The organism is Enterocloster sp. 210928-DFI.2.20, assembly GCF_020554465.1.
GTDB lineage: Bacteria > Bacillota > Clostridia > Lachnospirales > Lachnospiraceae > Enterocloster > Enterocloster bolteae.
Genome location: NZ_JAJCHK010000002.1, coordinates 101,732 through 119,853 on the forward strand (window position 1 = coordinate 101,732; position 18,122 = coordinate 119,853).

The following is an 18,122-nucleotide window of genomic DNA, read 5'->3' on the forward strand; positions in this document are numbered from 1 at the left end:
ATGGAGTATGAAAACAACCTGATTTTAGTAGAGAAACCAGCAGATAAGGTAGCGCTAATTACTTTAAATAATCCGCCGCTTAATTTGGTGACCCTGGAACTTAGCCGCGAGTTAAAGGAAACGCTGTTCCGATTGGAACAGGATGATGAAGTACGGGTGGTGGTGCTTACTGGCTCTGGAGAAAAAGCCTTTTGCGTAGGTTCTGATGTAAAGGAATTTCCTCTGGTTTGGGATGATGTAATTGGAAAAAAGCTGCAGAAGGAGAATGAAGTATTCAATGCAATTGAATTTCTGGATAAGCCGGTTATCGCTGCCATGGAAGGAAATGTATGCGGCGGCGGCTACGAGATGGCAATGGCCTGCGACCTGAGAATTCTTTCCGAAAGCGGAAGAATTGCACAGCCAGAGATTAATCTGGGGGTTTTTCCGGGAAGCGGAGGAATTTTCAGACTGCCTAAATTAGTTGGTGCTTCCAAAGCCATGGAGATGATGTTTTTAGGAGAATTCATTGATGCAGAGGACTGTCTGCGTCTCGGACTGGTCAACCGACTGGCTCCGGCCGGCAAGACAGTCAGTGCTGCGCTTGACCTGGCTGAAAGAATCGCTCATAAACCGTTTGAAGCTATCAAGCTGATAAAGAAGGGGGTACGGGAAATCGGCATGGTATCCTCAGATAAATGTTTCTATAAAAACCTGGAATTTAGCCGGAGCATATTCAAAACAGAGGACTGTAAAGAAGGGGTAGATGCGTTCCTTGGCAAACGTTCCCCGCAGTTCAGATAATCATATAGGCAGAGAGGAACTGAAAATGGACAGATTGGTGACAGATGTACTGGTTATAGGAGGAGGAGGGGCGGCCTTAAGGGCAGCCTTAGCAGCCTGCGACGCAGGAGCTGATGTAATCATAGCTGCTAAAATGCCGCTTGGATTAGGCGGGGCCACTACATATCCTGTGGCAGAGATGGCCGGATATAACGCAGGGGATCCCCATGTGCCGGGAGATGTGGAATGTCATTACCAGGATATAATGGCTGCCGGACAGGGAATGGCGGATGAAAAGCTGGCTGCAATCCTGGCTGAAGGAGCACCTGAGACAATTGATGAACTTGAATCATGGGGGGTCGAATTTGACAGGGAAGGGGACGGATATTATACATTTAAAAGTTGTTTTGCAAGCATTCCCCGTACACATGTCATACGGGGCCATGGAGAACCAATTGTACAGGCATTGATCCGGCAGATACGCAGACGTCCAGATATTCAGTCCCTGACAGGAGTTACTATCATAGAGCTGGCGAAGAAGAATGGAATATGCTGCGGAGCATGGGGGGTGGATTCGCGGGGGAAGCTAATCTATATCTCTGCAGGAGCAGTCATTCTGGCATCCGGAGGCGCATCCCAGGCTTTTGAAAAAAACCTGAATCCGGGGGATGTCAGCGGAGACGGATATATGCTGGCATACGAATCAGGTGCCAGATTGGTTAATATGGAATTCATGCAGAGCGGAATCGGATTTTCACACCCTCTTATGAATATATTTAACGGATATATCTGGGCAGCCCATCCTCTACTGACTAATTCGGAGGGAGAGAGTTTCCTTGAAAAGTACATACCAGATTCTATGCAACCGGAATATGTGATGGATGAACATAGAAAACACTTCCCGTTTTCATCCAGTGATGATTCAAAATATTTAGAAATAGCAATTCAAAAGGAAATCAGAGCCGGTAGAGGAGGACGCCATGGAGGTATCATTGCTGATTTAAGACATATGAAAGATGATTATATCTGTCATGTACCGGATGACTGCGGACTCCATCACATGTGGCCGGTGGCTCGCAACCATATGAAGGACAAGGGGGTGGATCTGTTAACGCAGAAGGTGGAGATTAATGTATTTGCCCATGCTATTAACGGCGGGGTATGCATTGATGCAGAAGGCAGCACATCGCTGCCGGGACTGTATGCGGCTGGAGAAGTGGCAGGCGGTCCTCATGGAGCGGACCGCCTGGGCGGGAATATGATGGTGACCTGCCAGGTGTTTGGGAAAATAGCGGGGACAAATGCAGCAAAGTGGGCAGGTATCCACCGTCCGCAAAGAGAAAGTGCTGCCATGTACCCGGATGACAGATTGTGGGAAATACTACACAGAAAGGCGGACACACAAGGTTTAATCCATGAACTGCAGTCGGTAAACCAGCATCATCTTTTAATCAGCAGAAATGAAGCCGGTCTTATGCAGGTACTTGGCACTGTGGAGCGGATTGGACGGCAGCTTGCAGAGTCTCCCAGGCAGGATGCAATTAATATGGAAGCCTTCCGGCTGTATTGTCTGATTACAGCTTCATGTCTTATGGGGGAGGCCGCATTGAGAAGACAGGAAAGCAGGGGGGCTCACTATCGGGAGGATTACCCCATAGTGAATCCCAAGCTTGACAGGCCAATGTTCTCAGATCAGAGTATATGATGGCGCTAGGAAAAGACTGATACGGCTCACCCCAGAATCCCCCTCAACCGTCTAATCCCTTCCTCCAAATCCCCCATGGACGGCGGGGTTATGACGGAAATGCGGACTGCCTTTTCCGCCGGTTTATTGCCAACTGAAAACCGTTCAGCCCCATAGACCTGCACCCCGGCCTGTTTTGCGCAGATTTCAAAGCTTTTGCCGGTAAAATAATCCGGCAGGCGCAGGTATCTCATGGGGCTGGTAGGCGGGCAGTCCAGTGCAAAGCCTTTTAAGGATTGGCTGATTATATGATTGCGCCTGCGCAGTTCCTCCTTCCGTCCCCTTATAATTTCATCTGCAGTCCCATCTGCAATCAGTCCCGCGGATACAGCTGCAAGCAGCGGGGAGATGGAAATATTCATGGAATAAAGGGTGGTGGCCAGGCAGCGGTGATACTGGTCCGGCACATGGACAAAAGCAGTCCTCAACCCGGCGGCAATGGTTTTGGACAGGCTTGACAGATAGATGACCTGTTCCGGGGCAAAAGAAGCAATGGGAGGCAGGGGATTTTCCGTCAGCAGGTTGTTGATTCCATCCTCAATTACCAGGATATGTTTCTCCCTGGCCAGTTCTGCAATCCTTTTCCTTGTCTCCAGGGACATGATATGCGAGGTGGGATTGTGGTAATCCGGAATTACATAGATGCCTTTTATCTTTTCATTTTGTACGGCATACCGGATCCCTTCCTCTGTCATCTCATAATCATGATTCTGAATGGATATCAGATGGATTCCCAGAAGCTTGGCCGCGGTTTTAACACCCGGATAAGTCAGGGGGTCTGTTCCCAGCTTATCCCCGCGTTCCAGCAATGCGCCCAGTGCCGCTGTCAGTGCGTTCTGGCCGCCTGCTGCCAGCAGAACATGGTCCTTATCGGTAGAAAAGCCTGATTTTTGAAGCCAGGCCACGCCGGCTTCACGCTGCCGTCCTGTTCCCTCCGGGTCACTGTAGGAAAAGAGGTTCAGGGCGTCAGGCCGCTTTAACAGCCGCTCTGTGTAGATTTTGACCAGCCGGTTCCCGGACACCTGGGGGACCAGTGCGCCCATTTCAATCATCCGCGGATTCTCACGTCCGCACAGAAGTATGGTCTCCGCAGAGACATCCGCACAGACGTAGGTACCGTTTCCTACGGAGGCAGACAGAAGGCCCTTCTGGCCGCACAATTTAAAGGCCCTGGATATGGTGCTTAGGTTTACATTCAGGTAATCCGCCAATTCTCTCTGGGGCGGCAGCTTTGTTCCTGCTTTCAGTGTTCCGTTCTTAATATCTTCTTCCATCAGGCTTACCAGCGCCAGATATTTTGGGCCTGATGTTCTGCTTAAATCCGGTTTCCAGCTCATGGGATAATTGTCAAATGAATTGATAGACATAATCTGTTTCCTCTGTATGATCTCTGTGGTTTGTTTGTATGGGTATTTGCAAAATTGTCTTGCATACAATTCTACTGTTGTTCGAGTCCTTTTGCAAGTTTATAATGATACCATTATAAAAACCACTATAAAGAAAATGGACAAAGGAGCAGCAGTATGGAACATTTATTATCTGAGCGGATTAAATCCACACCACCGTCATTCATCCGAAGTATTCTAAAAACCGCGGCTGACCCGCAAATCATCTCATTTGCAGGAGGACTGCCAAACCCGGTATCATTTCCCCAGGAGGAACTTCTGGTATCCATGGAGCGCATTGTAAGGGATTATGGGAGCAGCCTGTTCCAATATTCCATCACGGCCGGACTCCCGGAGCTGCGCCAGTATATAGCGGACCGCTACAACCGCAGATTCGGCCTGAAACTTGGCATTGAAAATATCCTGATTACCACAGGGTCCCAGCAGGCCCTGGACCTTATATCCAAGGTCCTGTTAAACACAGGGGACGGAGTGATTGTGGAAAAGCCCAGTTATCTTGGGGCCATACAGGCATTTTCCCAATATCAGCCGGTATTTTATCCGGTTGAGCTGACAGAGGAAGGGATGGATATAGAACAGTTACAAGATGCTCTGAAACATGATGTCAAATTTATATATGCCATTCCGGACTTCCAGAACCCCACAGGACTCAGCTATTGTGCTGAAAACAGAGCGTGTATCCGCGAGGTTCTGAGGGAGCGGGAAATCGTTTTGGTGGAGGACGACCCTTATGGGGAACTGCGCTTTGACGAGGGCGGCCGTATTCCTTATATCGGGGCAGGCCAGCTGCCGGGCAGCATTCTGCTGGGGACATTTTCAAAGACAGTGACCCCGGGCATGCGAACCGGCTTTATGATTTGCGCTGACACGGAACTTCTGAAACATATTTCGGTGGCAAAAGAAGCCAGTGATTTACATACAAATATCTTCTCCCAATACCTGATATGGGACTATCTGATGCACAACGACTATGACGCCCATATCGACCAAATCAGGCAGCTGTATAAGGAGCAGGCACAGGCTATGACAGAGGCGATGGACCGGTATTTTCCGGAGACAGTCAGGTACACCCGTCCCCGCGGAGGCATGTTCTTATGGGTGACACTGCCGGAAGGGGTCAGCGCCTTATCGCTGTTTCCCAAAGCCCTGGAGAAAAAGGTTGCGTTTGTTCCCGGTGATCCGTTTTACATCAATATGACTGATACCAACACCATGCGCCTTAACTTTACAAACGCGGACTGCAGCATGATTGATGAGGGGATCCGCAGGCTGGGAGAGCTTCTGCGGGAAATATAAAGCAAAAACATCCGGCTTATCATTTCATAGGGAAGGGACTATAAGGAAGGATCTGTAGGAAAGGATCTATAGGGAAGGGACTGTCCCCGCCAGGGGAATCCGTACCGTGAACACGCTTCCCTGTCCTTTCACGGATTCCGCGTGAATGCTCCCGCCCAGTTCTTCCACTGTGATACGGGCAATGTAGAGCCCCAATCCGCTGCTTTCTGAGGCATCGGGCCGTCCTGAATAAAAACGTTCAAAGATATGGGGAAGATGCTCAGGCTCAATCCCCATACCTGTATCGCTTACCCGTATCGTCACGCCGTCCTGGTCCAGGCAGGGGGAAATGGTGATAACGCCGTCCTCCGGCGTGAATGATATGGCATTGTAAATCAGGTTCTCAAAAAGCAGCAGCAGCTTTCTCTTCTGCGCCAGGATAAATGCCTGGTTTTCCAGTTTTTCCACCCGCAGTTCTATACCGGATATGCAGGCCTCAGGTTCATTATCGTGACTGACCTGGGACAGCAAGCCGTTTATTTCTATTAATTCCCTTGGCTCCGTAATCTTATCAAAAGCATTTAAGTCTCCCAGCACGTACATGCGTCTGCATAGTTCTTCATTTTCACTGCTGATTTTATCCAGATATTCCTTCAAATCATCATCCAGATACAAATTTCCCCTGAGAATCAAATCCGTAAATCCGTGAATGGCCACCACGGGCGCCTTCAGGTTGTGGGCCAGGTCCGAGAAAAATGCCTTGCGTTCATCCAGCACCGCATGGAGCTCCCTGGTGCGCTTCTGTACCTGGTCCTCCAGGTGCTCGGTGAGGGCCTGGTTCTGCTTCAGGACCCGGCTTATGTGCCGGACCGTGAGAATCCAGAAAACGATGACCAGGATAAAGCCGCTGTATTCCGTCTGCCATCCCGTATAAACAGGCTCGAACTGGTTATTGTCCAGAAGATTGGACACCATGGCGGCCCCCATGGTTAAACATCCGGCCAGCACCAGGCCCGCGCTGTCCCGGTTCATCCACAGGCCGTATACCGCACATTCCAGCAGATAGAGCCAGATAAGAAGCTTGTATCCGTCCAGGAAGGCGCCGTAAAGATTCACCAGGCGGGGGGAGGCAGGTATGAGGAAGAGGACAGACAGGCCGCATACGGCACAGGCCGCAGCCGCAGCCGGGCGGAGGAATCTCCTGTACCACAGTTTTCCGCTGAAACCGGCTTCCACGGAGGAAAGTACCATGACCTCATACAGCATAGCCATCCAGGAGACATCCTCCACAGCATACCAGAGCCTTCCGGACAGGCCCAGCTGGTGAATGAACGGATAAGCGCAGTGGATGGAAAAGAACAGGCATAATAAGCCGAAATGCAGCAGGCGCCTGTCCCTGTCCCGTATTCTCCAGGCAGCGGCCGCGTAAAGGCACAGGGCCAGGGGAAAGATACACAGTATGCCGTAGAACATATGGCGCAGAAATAACATCCTGTGGACAGCCTCAGGGGTGCCAAGGGCAGGGGGATAGGTCAGACCGCTGTAATAGTGGCTGCGGTTGTCTGTGTTTAACAAAATTTCGGCGGTGCCGTCCATGTAAAAGGTTGCAAAGGGGCTGCCCTGTTCCACTGGCTGTCCGTTTATCCAAAGTTGATAATCCGTAAACAGCTCCGGCACTTCCAGGGTCAGAAGCCTTGGTTCTCCGTCATATCGCAGCAGCAGGCGGTAGGTGGCCCTGCCAAAGGGCGAATGGCCGGAGGAGAGGAAGGAAAAGTTGGAATACTGTCCGATGAATATGAAGGACATGGATTGGTCCGGAACAGAACCAACGGTATCAGGTGTCAGCAGCTGGTCCGGATAGAATTCCCATCCGTCAATAAGAAACAGGGGCCTGCTGCCTGTCAGGTCACGGGCGGAGAATGCAAAGACACCCTGACTTCCATAGGGAGGCCCGTTTGTGTATTTGTTATCTTTCTGATACAGGAACTGGAACAGAATAAGGACAGCCAGAAGCAGGGCTGCCGCTGCCGTTAAATTGAGCCATTTTGAATTCCTGTACTGCGTCATGGCTTTTCACCGCCTCTCACGATTACTCTCAGCTGTTTTCCGGCAGGAAACGGTACCCCTGCTTCCACACGGTTCCGATGAAGCTGTGTCCCGGGCAGGCAGCTTCCATTTTATGCCGCATACGGGCCACATGCACCTTGACGGTCTGGGTGTTGTCCAAATCAGGCAGTTTCCAGATTTCACGGTAAATGGAGTCCGGGGAAAAGACATGGCCCGGAGAACGGGCCAGCAGCAGTAATATGTCGAACTCATAGGCGGTCAGCGGAACACAGACATTCCCTATGGACGCCTGGCGGGTGCCGGCGTCAATGGTTAAAGGCGGGAATTCCAGCCGTTCACCCTTAAGGGAACGGTTGGAACACTGGCTGATTCTGGTCCGGATCCGCATCTCCAGCTCCTTAAGGTCCCAGGGCTTGGTGAGAAAATCATCTCCGCCCAGGGAAAAGCCCTGATATAAATATTCCTTTTCTGTCAGGCTGGTGAGGAAAATCACAGGTGCTGTCATCTGGGTTTTAAAGCGGCGGCAGAGCAGGAACCCATCAAAGCCCGGCATCATAATATCCAGCACCACACAGTCTACTGGATACTTTTTCACATGGTCCAGGGCCTGGTCCGCTGTCTGGGCCACGGATACGGAAAAGCCCCTGGATTCAAAGTAATTACGGTTTATATTTAACACATTGGAATCATCGTCCACAAACAAAAGATACGGCATGGTCCCTTCCTCCCGTCAGATGCCTGTTATTCGAGCTGTACTCAATAACAGTATACCATATATTCCGGGAGCGGTCCGGGAAAAAGGTTACATTTTGGTTAAGAGTGGCCGGGATTCCACATGAACTGGAATCTTTCTGATAAAATCGGCATTAGAATCTGTCTGGTTTTGTGCAGAGAGTGACGGAATAGGGACATAATATGCCATTTATACAAAAAAATCCGTCATTTATCCCATAATCAGGTATACAGACCATATTATGGTAAAATACATCGTTAAGATACAAAAAGAGGATGGATGATCATGCTTCGTATTGCAATATGTGACGACCTGAAATCAGAAAGGGATATGGTAAAGGGTTTCCTGCGCTCCTTTTTTGCGGCCGTACCCTACGAGTATACATTGGCAGAATACAGCCGCGGCGAAACTATGGTGGATGATTACGATGACGGTTCCGTTGATTTTGATCTTATTTTTATGGATATTTTCATGGACGGCATGCTGGGAATGGAGGCTGCCCGCTGTCTGCGGCGGTACGCGCCCCATGTGTCCATTGTGTTCCTGACAACTACTCCGGCATATGCCCTGGAGAGTTATGATGTGTATGCCTACGGATACCTTGTCAAACCCTTGGACGGGAAGAAGACGGCAGCCCTGCTCAGACGTTTTTTGCAGGAGGAATACGAGGGAAACCAGAAAACACTTCTGCTCAAAAAGGGATGCAGGGGCCGCAGGATTGCCTACCGGGAGATTGAATACATAGAGAGCCGCAGGAATGTGCTTCTGGTATTTCTGGAAAACGGAGAGGAGTACCGGGTATACGCAAAACTGGACGATGTGGAAAAGGAGCTGAAGGGACACGGATTCCTGCGGTGCCACCAAAGCTTTATTGTGAATATGAACCGGGTGAGAGTAGCGGAGGAGGATTTCATGATGATGTCCGGGGCCCATATTCCTATACGGCAGCGGGGCAGCCGCGCAATCCGGGACGCGTATTTCGGATATCTGCTGGAACGGGCTGAGCTGACCCGTATTTAGTACAGGAGGAAGATTTGTTATGTCTGCAGATAAGAGACAGTTGGAACAGTATTATGCCTTCCTGGCAGGCCATATAGATGAGGTGCGCAGGATGCAGCATGACATCCTGCACCATCTGCGGGTGATGAGCGGATACGCCCAGGCCGGGAACTATGACCGTCTGAAGGAGTACCTGGATGCCCTTGTTGAACAGATGCCGGACATGGACGGGTTGTATTACTGCGGGGACCATGCGGCCAATATTCTTTTAAAATATTACGGGGAACAGGCCAGAAACGGGGGGATCAGGTTCAATTGCGACGCCCAGATTCCTCCTGACCTGCCCTGTACTCCCGTGGATTTGTGCACGGTGCTGGGCAATGCCATGCAGAACGCCGTGGAGGCATGCCAACGCCAGGGCCGTGGAGCCGGACGGTATATCTCGCTGCTGGCCCGCCTGGTAGGGCATAACCTGATTATGGAAATCAGAAACAGCTATGACGGAAGGGTAAAATGGGATGGGGACCGGCTGGTTACCCTAAAGGAGGAACACGGACACGGACTGGGACTGGACAGTATCCGGCATGTGGCGGAGCGTTACCACGGCTACTGTGCGGTCAGCCACACCGATGATGAATTCACGGTCAAGGTGGTACTGGCCCTGGAATGGAAGGAAGCCACACCGTGTTAAAGGCAGGGTTGTGCAGTCCGGTGTCAATTATCCCGGAAAAACCGTTTTTTGTCCTGCATCCCTCATTCCTTTTAAAGGCTGTGATATGTTTGTTCCGTGGTCAGATGATGCTGTTTCACATTTGGCTGCAAATCATGTTTATGAAAGAGGAGTGTGCGGCCATGTCGGAAAAGAAAATCCGGGGAGCGGTGATTGGCGTGACAGATGACGGCTACCCGATTGTGACAGAGGATTACAGCTGTCCGTATTTTACCGGGACCAGCCGGAGCATGCCTGCTGTGCGGGAGTGCTGGTACTGCAGGTATGCCGACTTCCGTAAATCCACAAAGCTCCATATACGCAGCAGTATCTGCCGCTGCATGGAAAACAGAGTGGATACCAGGTTCGGTTTTATGAAGAATGAAGAATGACAGGGAGGAAATGATAATGAAAATTACAACCACAAAAAATAACGGCTGCCTGACTCTGGAGCTGGAGGGACGTCTGGATACCACAACAGCACCGGAGCTGGAGACTGTGATTAAAAACGGATTAGAGGGTGTGGACAGACTGGTGCTTGATATGGAAGGCCTGGCATACCTGTCTTCCGCCGGCCTGCGGGTGATTCTGGCGGCCCAGAAGCAGATGAACAGGCAGGGAACCATGACGGTACGCAATGTGTGCGGGACAATCATGGAAGTATTTGAGGTCACAGGATTTACGGATATCCTGACCATTGAATGAGAGAAAAGGGAGTGGAAAAAGGGAAATGAAAAACAGGGACCGCTTTACAGGCAGAATATTCCGGCGCATGTGGGGACCCGCCATCATTTCCTCCGCAGGATGGGCGCTCAGTGATATTGCGGACGCGGTTGTGGTGGGCCAGAGAATGGGAGCCGTGGGTCTGGCTGCCATCGCGCTGATTCTTCCGGTTTACATGATTAACTGCATGTTTGCCCATGGGCTGGGGCTGGGAGGTTCTGTCAGGTACTCCAGGCTTTTTGGGGAGGGAAAGCCCGGGGAGGCAGTGGACAGCTTTAACCAGGTGGTGACAGGGGCTCTGGCATTTAGTATCCTCACAGGAATACTGGGAAATGTTTTCATGACGCCGTTTCTGGCTGTCCTGGGCACTGTGCCGGATGACGGACCGCTCTTTGAAGCCACCAGAAGCTACCTGGCGGTGCTGGTTTCAGCCACACCTCTTTTTTATATGTCTAATATTCTCAATTACTATCTGCGTAATGATGACAATGAGAAGATAGCCGGTCTTGGTTCGGTTGCAGGCAACCTTACTGATATCGGCTTCAATATCCTGTTTGTGCTGATACTGGGATACGGCACAGCGGGAGCAGCCTTGTCCACCATGATTGGCCAGGCAGTTGCCATCCTGTGCTATCTGCCATGTATCCTGGGAGGAAGGCATATACTAAAATTCCGGCCTGTCCGTCCTGCGCCGGGGGCCGCAGCCAGGGCCTTTAAAGACGGATGTTCCAGTTCCGTCCAGTATCTGTACCAGCTTATTTTCCTGCTGCTGTGCAATAACATCCTAATCCGTGCCGGGAATGAGGCGTCTGTAGCTGTTTTTGACATGCTGCAGAATGCCTCCTATCTGATTCTCTATCTTTACGAGGGAACCACCAGGGCTATGCAGCCCATGGTGAGCACCTATTGCGGAGAGCACCGCGGGGAGGGAATGAGGAATGTGCGCAGATACGCCTTTCGGTATGGATGCAGCGCGGGATGCCTGGCAGCTCTTTTGATTTTCCTGTTTCCCCAATTCATATGTGTCCTGTTCGGGCTGCGTGAGGCAGCGGCTGCCGCCATGGGGGCAGGAGCCCTCAGGCTTTACTGCGCAGGTACGGTGTTTGCCGGTATATCCATTCTTTTGGCCGGATATTTCCAGTCCTGTAATCAGGAGCGGGAGAGCCTTATCATTTCGTCGCTGCGGGGCGCCATCGTGCTGATACCCGGCGTATTGTTCTTCTCATTCCTGAGAATGGACCTGTTCTGGTGGATGTTCCCGGCTGTTGAGGTACTTTCACTGGGATTGTGGATAATACGGTTTTTAGCGGGCCGGGGCAGGACGGAGGAATTTGACGGATCCAGGGTTTACACCTGCACGGTCAACCAGGGAAACCAGGATATGACCCTGGTCACAGGGGAGGCCGGGGCATTTTGTGAAAAATGGGAGGCCAGTCCCAGACAGACGTATTACGTGACCATGACCATCGAAGAATTATGTGTTGTAATTCTGCGGGACGGAGGCGGGGATGACGTATGCATCGAGATTACACTGGTGGCCGGGCAGCAGGGGGAATTTGTCCTCCATATCCGGGACACTGCAAGATATTTTGACCCCTTTGCCCTGGAGACGGGCCGTGTCAGCCAGGAAGGCGGTTTTGATATGGATGCCATGGGAGTGAGGGTTATCAAGAGTAAGGCAAAGGAGTTCTTTTACCGGCGTTACGGCGGTTTTAATTCTCTGGTGGTGAAAATATAGGTCTTCGGGCCGGTGAAACATACAAAAGACAGAATACCGGGGGAATAACCGATGAAAAAGTTTGTGGGAGTCAATCTGTTTTTCATAGTGATTTTGTCATTCACAATTCATGCTATGACGGTGTTTGGGCTGGACGGGGCGGATGTGAATGGCCAATATGGGAAAATGGTGACCGGGATCCGTGTTCCGGAGACAATTTGCTCTATAGCAAAAGGAGAATTACAAAAGAAAAGAGAGAAACCTGCGGGAAACAAAGGAGGTCCACAAAACAGGTGGGGAATACAGCTTGATGAGATAGAGCTGGACATGATTGCAAGAATCACCATGCTGGAGGCAGGCGCGGAACCGGACAGGGGACAGCAGGCTGTAGTGGAGGTAATTCTGAACCGGATGTATTCCGACCAGTTTCCTGATACGGTTTATGAGGTGCTCAGCCAGAAAGACAATGGGTGCAGTCAGTTCGTCACATGGAAGAACAGGAATATGGACGCTGCGAAACCTTCGGAGCGTGTGAAACGGAATGTAAAAGCAGTGTTGGATGGGGAAACACAGATTCTGCCTTTTAAGACCATGTATTTTTCCCTGGAAAAGGAAAATGGACATATACAGTGCGTGATTGGAAACCATGTATTCTGTAATCAGACTTAAATGATAGGGAGAGCCGCGATGCGTATTTACAACAGAAAGAAACGAGCTATTAGTTTGGTAATGGCCATTATGGTAATGAGCAGCAGCATTCAGATAACAGGCCTGGCAGAGGGCGAAAAAGAGGAAGGAAAGAAAATAATTATTTCCGAGTTCCAGGAACTGCCGGAGGAACTCTCCTCTATGAAGGTGCCTGAAGGAACCAGCCAGGAGGAATTTGAAAAGCTGTTTCCCGATACTTTGATGGTAAAGGCATACCGGGATGATGCTGAGGAACAAAAACCGGAACAGCCAACGTCAGCCGTAACACCGACCGTACCGGATGGGGTCCAGAAACCGTCAGAGGGGGAGATGCCCGAAGGTAACCTGAATCCATCGGAGGGAGAGAAGCCGGGAGAACCCCAGAATCCGTCGGAGGGGGAGACTCCGGGAGAGAATCAGAGTCAGCCGGAAGGTGAGAAGCCGGGAGAGAACCAGGGGCCGTCGGAAGGTGAGAAGCCGGGAGAGAATCAGGGGCCGTCGGAGGGAGAGACACCGGGAGAGAACCAGGGGCCGTCGGAAGGTGAGAAGCCGGGAGAGAACCAGGGGCCGTCGGAAAGTGAGATGCCGGGAGAGAATCAGGGGCCGTCGGAAGGTGAGAAGCCGGGAGAGAATCAGGGGCCGTCGGAAGGTGAGGAGCCGGGAGAGAATCAGGGGCCGTCGGAAGGTGAGAAGCCGGGAGAGAATCAGAATCCGTCGGAGGGAGAGGATCCGGGAGAGAACCAGGGGCCGTCAGAAGGTGAGACACCGGAAGGAGACCAGAGTCCGTCGGGAGGAGAAAAGCCGGAAGGGAACCAGAGTTCGTCAGAAGGAGCGGTGCCGGAAGGCAACCAGGATACATCACATGGCGCATCAGCAGACAGTGGCAGCTCTGATGATTCCGGGGCTTCCATATCTACATCTACCGGCAATGCTGATGGCTATGACAGTACGGATAATAATGATTTTGGAGATTCTGTTGTGATTATGGGCCAGATGGTACCATGGGCAGGTCTGCCGGAGAATGCAGATACAGGTGCGGATGTTACTGAGAATGACGGTAAAACGGGAAGTATTGAAGCATATACAGAGACCGCAGCGGAAAAGGTAAATGTAAAAGACGGGAATACAGAGTCCGGGAATACAGAGAACAGTAACACAGAAGAAACGGATAACCAGTGGACTGAGATAACGGTGAAGGCGTGGGAACCGGATGAGGGAGAATACGCTTACTCCCCCGAGGATGAAGCAGGAACCACCTATTGCTACATACCCGTTATAAGCAGCCGTTATGATATGGATACAGAGCTGCCAATGATTTTTATAGAAATTACAGATGCTGTGATTATATACCCTACTTCCGCCATGGAATCTGTTTATGAGAAAATCCAAGCGCTTCCGTCAGCGGAGGAAATAGTGGAGTTGGTTGAGCGGATAAGTGTGGCCACGGCATCCCAGATTCCCGATATCCAAGGAATAATGGAGCAGGAGAAAGAAGCAAAGAAGGCATATGATGCGCTCAGCCAGGATGAGAAGGATGAATTTGATTCGGAGCTGTACCGGAAGCTGATGGACCTGGACACATTTTTCAGCAATATGAAACTGGTGAATACGATAGAGGAACAAGTTATTAACATCAGGGTTGATGGCGGTATGGAACTGACTGGAACGGGACTGGAAGACGCTTTGAAGGATCAGACTTCTGACAATATTCATTCCCTGGAGATTCTGGGAGGTACTTTTTCGGAAAGTGATTGGCATTATCTGCGGAATATGGTATCACTCCAGACATTTATTATGAGTGATTCAGTAGAAAAAGAAAAGATAGCAGATATGCCGGACGTTTCGTCTGGTTCCATCTTTCCGAAGACCATTTGTTCTGTGGAATTGGGTCAGGCAGCACGTATAGGTCAAAATGCATTTAACGCATGTGGACAGTTACATGAATTAACCGTGCCGGAGAGTGTAACCTCTATTGGGAGCAATGCACTGGGGACCGGCAGCAGGCTGGTGGTTTCTCTGCCCCGGAATACAGGGGTTCCTGAGGGGATTGCAAATAGTATCACAGGATCCGGTTCTGTTATTATCAGAACGGATCAATTGGAACTGGGCAGAGCGTTGTATGATGTATGCAAGAGTGAGTATCCCCGTATCAAAGTCACATTTTCTTCAGACCTGAGCCATGAGCTGGAACCTGTGGAGACAGAGAATGGTGTTCTATCATTCCGGCTTTCTGCATCAGCAGACAATTACGATGTACATGGAATAAAAGATGGTAAGAATGTACAAACCACCTACAGTAACAACGGATATTACCTGGGGGTCTGCGCAGGTAAGGAACCTACAAAATTTTCGGACTGCACGTCCATTAAAAATTTGGAACGTGAACCGGTTTTTGTTGAGCTGAAATCAGGAGAGATATTGGCAGCAGGGATTTCCGCTGATTTTGTGAGCGACGGAAAATATCTGAAGGTGACTCATACCCTGGTAAATGTATCAGATAAGACTATGGAACGGGTATGTATTGGGGTAAATGCAGATATTCAGATTGGAAGCAATGACGCAGCATCTATTTACAGAACCGGAACGGGATTTAGGATGGAGGATCCAGGCAGTCAGCAGCAGTTTTCACTGGCATGTAAAAAGGCGCCGGGGGCGGATGATATATCTACCATGTGGTTTGGATACTATAGCGACAGACAGAGTAATCAATTTAACGATACCAGTGCAGACGATCTAATCGGAAGTGACAGCGGCCTGGCCTTCTCATGGAAAGATATGGAGCTCTCCCCGGGCGAACGTATTACGCGTTCTGTTCTTTTCTCAGTTGGGGAAATTGCGGACCCGCCTGTACTTTCAAAAGACCCGTTCAGCTTTACGCTGGAGGCAGAAGGAAAAAAGAGCATTAAGGTAGATGCCAGGGTTACGGATAAAGCAGGGCGGACTGATTCCATTTACTATACCATTAAAAAGGACGGGCAGCCCCAGCAGGAGGAGAGGAATCTGGCCAGTGTACTGGCTGACGGCAGCGAGAAGACCATCACAGGGGTGATTGGGGAAGCCGAGTTCCCGGATGACGGTACCTACATTGTTAATGTATGGATTATGAATGACGCGGGCGCTATCAGCGAGGCTGTAACAAGAGAAATAGTCGTTGAAAACGGACAGATTACAGCGGGTATCGACGGTGCTGCGCCGATAGTGGATGTAACGGTTACCCTGTCAGCGCCTTCTGACCTGGTCTATTCAGGGGAGGAAAAGGCAGCTTCTGCTGTTTCTGCTGGGGCGGACCTGACGGAAGAAGATTACACCGTAAATTATACCCGGACCACAGACAGCGGGCAGTCCGTACCGGTCGGCCATGCGCCTGTCAGCGCAGGCTCTTATACTGCCGTATTCGCGCTTACGGAGAGCGGTGCGCAAAAATATGAGCTGACGGAGGATTCTGTCACTGCCATATCTTATATCATCAAACCTAAGCCGGTTTCCATAACAGTATCAGGGCGCAAAGTATATCAGTCGGATCCCATTGGCGACAGCGGCTTTATAGTTACATGGCCGGGAGATGAAGGCCTTACAGATGCTGTAAAAGCATCCATCAGGTCAGCGCTTATTGTTTCCAGCGAGGGCAATGCAAAGGAGGCCCCGGCGGGAAGCTATGATATAAGAATCACGCAGATTCAGGTCAATGGAGATGCGGACAATTACCAGGTAATGCCGGAAGTCATACCAGGCGGATTTTTAGTGGAGTCAGTACACAATCCTGTACTCAGCCTGTCAGCGCCCAAGGATATCACCCCAAACAGCGCCATGCTGGAGGGAATCATCTTACTGGGCAATGTACCGTTAAAAGAGGTGACGGTGAGCTATAAAAAAGCCGGAACAGAAGATGGATACCAGATTGTAAACCATGAGCTGAGCCAGGATTCGGACATGGAAACAGTCTCTGTAAAAGCAGCACTGGCAGGACTGGATCCGGAGACGGATTATCAGGTGAAGATGCAGATATCATATGAGGAAAACGGTGGGGGAGGAATAAAAACCCATGAACAATTAGTACGTTTCAGGACTGCCGCCTTAAACGGTCCCCTGGGTGAAATAAGCGGTACTGTGACGGACAACAGCGGTATGGGGGATACATTGATTTATGTAACGCTGGAGCGGGGCAATACGGTCCAGGCCGGGGCAGGTCCCCTTCAGTCACCGGGACAATTCAAATTTGAGGGACTGCCTGACGGATTCTACAATCTGGTAGCTAATAACGGATACTACCGCGTTACGCAGATTGTGGAGATAAAAAGCGGGAACAGTGTGGCCGGTATACAGATGAGCATAGGAAAGACACAAAGCATAATTGAGATTGCCACTGAGGATACTCCGGAAGTTGTGGCCGGCGGATTAAATGAGTTGTTTCACAGTGAATTGTATACACAATCTGACGCAGATGTAGTCAGGGACGGCGGTACTGTGGAGTTCAAGCTCCGGGTTGAGAATAAACCTAGAAATGAAGTGGCCCAGGATGCAGAACGCATTGCCCAGGAGATGGCTCCCGGCGGGCAGGTGGGCATGTATCTGGATTTGCAGGTGTTAAAGACCGTAAAAAATGCCGCCGGAGTGACGGCAGGGGATCATGAGACGCCTGTACCGGACCTGAAAGGCAAAAAACTCACGATTGTGATTCCGCTCCCTGAGGAGATAAGAAACAGGGCGCCCTACTTTGTATATAAGGTCCATGGGGGAACAGTATCTGCTGTGGACAATACGTATCAGGAGGAACATCATACACTGACCATAAGGGCGGATGAATTTTCAACCTACGCAATCGCTTATACCCAGGAAACAGAGGAAACAGCAGGAGCGGTACAGGCTGAACATGACTCAGGTACTGTCAGGGAAGGAAGATGGATGCAGAATGACACTGGATGGTGGTACGCCTACAGCAACGGCACATGGCCAAGCGCCCGCTGGGCATATCTGTATTACAATGGCCGTTACGACTGGTACTATTTCGATCCTAAGGGTTATATGAAGGACGGATGGATTGAGATTGGCGGAAAATGGTATTATCTGCACAAGCTGTATGACGGCAGGCGGGGATATATGTACACGGGTCTGCGGCAGATTGACGGGAAAATCTATTTCTTCGGTAGCGACGGTGTTATGTTCTCCGGCGGATGGAAGAATGTGGACGGACACTGGCGGTATTTTAACGCTGACGGTTCCATGGCAGTGAATGCCGTGGTTGGCGGCTGCAAGGTAAATCAGGACGGTATTATTATAAATTAAGAAGGATATATAAGAAG

General features: G+C 50.5%; 13 protein-coding genes. 10 read left to right on the plus strand and 3 right to left on the minus strand.

Annotated features, from left to right (window positions below; translation table 11 throughout):
* The gene (locus tag LI015_RS03230) at positions 1 to 783 is read left to right on the plus strand and encodes an enoyl-CoA hydratase/isomerase family protein (protein WP_002568668.1); all 783 of its coding nucleotides are present in this window, start codon (positions 1 to 3) and stop codon (positions 781 to 783) included.
* Positions 784 to 808: 25 nt separating this feature from the next.
* Positions 809 to 2,467, plus strand: a complete 1,659-nt coding sequence (locus tag LI015_RS03235; RefSeq protein WP_227124140.1) for an FAD-binding protein — start codon at positions 809 to 811, stop codon at positions 2,465 to 2,467.
* A gap of 26 nt (positions 2,468 to 2,493) precedes the next feature.
* Here the strand turns inward: LI015_RS03235 and LI015_RS03240 are convergent, their stop codons facing one another.
* Positions 2,494 to 3,873, minus strand: a complete 1,380-nt coding sequence (locus LI015_RS03240) for an aminotransferase-like domain-containing protein (RefSeq protein WP_227124141.1) — start codon at positions 3,871 to 3,873, stop codon at positions 2,494 to 2,496.
* 156 nt (positions 3,874 to 4,029) lie between these two features.
* Here LI015_RS03240 and LI015_RS03245 point away from each other — a divergent pair, with 156 nt between their 5' ends.
* A complete protein-coding gene (locus tag LI015_RS03245) occupies positions 4,030 to 5,208 on the plus strand; it encodes an aminotransferase-like domain-containing protein (RefSeq protein ID WP_054355058.1) in 1,179 nt (392 codons plus the stop codon).
* Positions 5,209 to 5,274: 66 nt separating this feature from the next.
* Here LI015_RS03245 and LI015_RS03250 read toward each other — a convergent pair whose 3' ends face one another.
* Positions 5,275 to 7,254: a sensor histidine kinase gene (locus LI015_RS03250; protein WP_227124142.1), complete on the minus strand. Its 1,980-nt coding sequence runs from the start codon at positions 7,252 to 7,254 to the stop codon at positions 5,275 to 5,277.
* 28 nt (positions 7,255 to 7,282) lie between these two features.
* A complete protein-coding gene (locus tag LI015_RS03255) occupies positions 7,283 to 7,969 on the minus strand; it encodes a response regulator transcription factor (RefSeq protein WP_054355060.1) in 687 nt (228 codons plus the stop codon).
* 303 nt (positions 7,970 to 8,272) lie between these two features.
* Here LI015_RS03255 and LI015_RS03260 point away from each other — a divergent pair, with 303 nt between their 5' ends.
* The 7 genes from LI015_RS03260 (at position 8,273) to LI015_RS03290 (ending at position 18,105) form a co-directional block, all read left to right on the plus strand.
* Positions 8,273 to 9,007, plus strand: a complete 735-nt coding sequence (locus LI015_RS03260; RefSeq protein WP_227124143.1) for a LytR/AlgR family response regulator transcription factor — start codon at positions 8,273 to 8,275, stop codon at positions 9,005 to 9,007.
* 19 nt (positions 9,008 to 9,026) lie between these two features.
* Positions 9,027 to 9,677 (plus strand): sensor histidine kinase, encoded by a 651-nt coding sequence (locus LI015_RS03265; protein WP_119204960.1) that lies wholly within the window; start codon positions 9,027 to 9,029, stop codon positions 9,675 to 9,677.
* Between the two features lie 161 nt (positions 9,678 to 9,838).
* Entirely contained in the window at positions 9,839 to 10,087 is a 249-nt protein-coding gene (locus tag LI015_RS03270; protein ID WP_227124144.1) for a hypothetical protein, read from the plus strand.
* 16 nt (positions 10,088 to 10,103) lie between these two features.
* Entirely contained in the window at positions 10,104 to 10,400 is a 297-nt protein-coding gene (locus tag LI015_RS03275) for an STAS domain-containing protein (protein WP_227124145.1), read from the plus strand.
* Between the two features lie 25 nt (positions 10,401 to 10,425).
* On the plus strand, positions 10,426 to 12,156 hold the full coding sequence (locus LI015_RS03280) for an MATE family efflux transporter (protein WP_227124146.1): 1,731 nt from the start codon (positions 10,426 to 10,428) through the stop codon (positions 12,154 to 12,156).
* Between the two features lie 51 nt (positions 12,157 to 12,207).
* Complete coding sequence (locus tag LI015_RS03285) at positions 12,208 to 12,804, plus strand: cell wall hydrolase (RefSeq protein ID WP_117625448.1); 597 nt, start codon at positions 12,208 to 12,210, stop codon at positions 12,802 to 12,804.
* Positions 12,805 to 12,822: 18 nt separating this feature from the next.
* Entirely contained in the window at positions 12,823 to 18,105 is a 5,283-nt protein-coding gene (locus LI015_RS03290) for a hypothetical protein (protein WP_227124147.1), read from the plus strand.
* The last annotated feature ends 17 nt before the right edge of the window (positions 18,106 to 18,122 follow it).

What these genes read in the sequence shown, in the direction of transcription:
- LI015_RS03275 (WP_227124145.1), top strand. Translation starts at nt 10,104, where the DNA reads ATGAAAATTACAACCACAAAAAATAACGGCTGCCTGACTCTGGAGCTG.
- LI015_RS03230 (WP_002568668.1), top strand. Translation starts at nt 1, where the DNA reads ATGGAGTATGAAAACAACCTGATTTTAGTAGAGAAACCAGCAGATAAG.
- LI015_RS03235 (WP_227124140.1), top strand. Translation starts at nt 809, where the DNA reads ATGGACAGATTGGTGACAGATGTACTGGTTATAGGAGGAGGAGGGGCG.
- LI015_RS03260 (WP_227124143.1), top strand. Translation starts at nt 8,273, where the DNA reads ATGCTTCGTATTGCAATATGTGACGACCTGAAATCAGAAAGGGATATG.
- LI015_RS03285 (WP_117625448.1), top strand. Translation starts at nt 12,208, where the DNA reads ATGAAAAAGTTTGTGGGAGTCAATCTGTTTTTCATAGTGATTTTGTCA.
- LI015_RS03250 (WP_227124142.1), bottom strand. Translation starts at nt 7,254, where the DNA reads ATGACGCAGTACAGGAATTCAAAATGGCTCAATTTAACGGCAGCGGCA.
- LI015_RS03245 (WP_054355058.1), top strand. Translation starts at nt 4,030, where the DNA reads ATGGAACATTTATTATCTGAGCGGATTAAATCCACACCACCGTCATTC.
- LI015_RS03270 (WP_227124144.1), top strand. Translation starts at nt 9,839, where the DNA reads ATGTCGGAAAAGAAAATCCGGGGAGCGGTGATTGGCGTGACAGATGAC.
- LI015_RS03265 (WP_119204960.1), top strand. Translation starts at nt 9,027, where the DNA reads ATGTCTGCAGATAAGAGACAGTTGGAACAGTATTATGCCTTCCTGGCA.
- LI015_RS03255 (WP_054355060.1), bottom strand. Translation starts at nt 7,969, where the DNA reads ATGCCGTATCTTTTGTTTGTGGACGATGATTCCAATGTGTTAAATATA.
- LI015_RS03280 (WP_227124146.1), top strand. Translation starts at nt 10,426, where the DNA reads ATGAAAAACAGGGACCGCTTTACAGGCAGAATATTCCGGCGCATGTGG.
- LI015_RS03290 (WP_227124147.1), top strand. Translation starts at nt 12,823, where the DNA reads ATGCGTATTTACAACAGAAAGAAACGAGCTATTAGTTTGGTAATGGCC.
- LI015_RS03240 (WP_227124141.1), bottom strand. Translation starts at nt 3,873, where the DNA reads ATGTCTATCAATTCATTTGACAATTATCCCATGAGCTGGAAACCGGAT.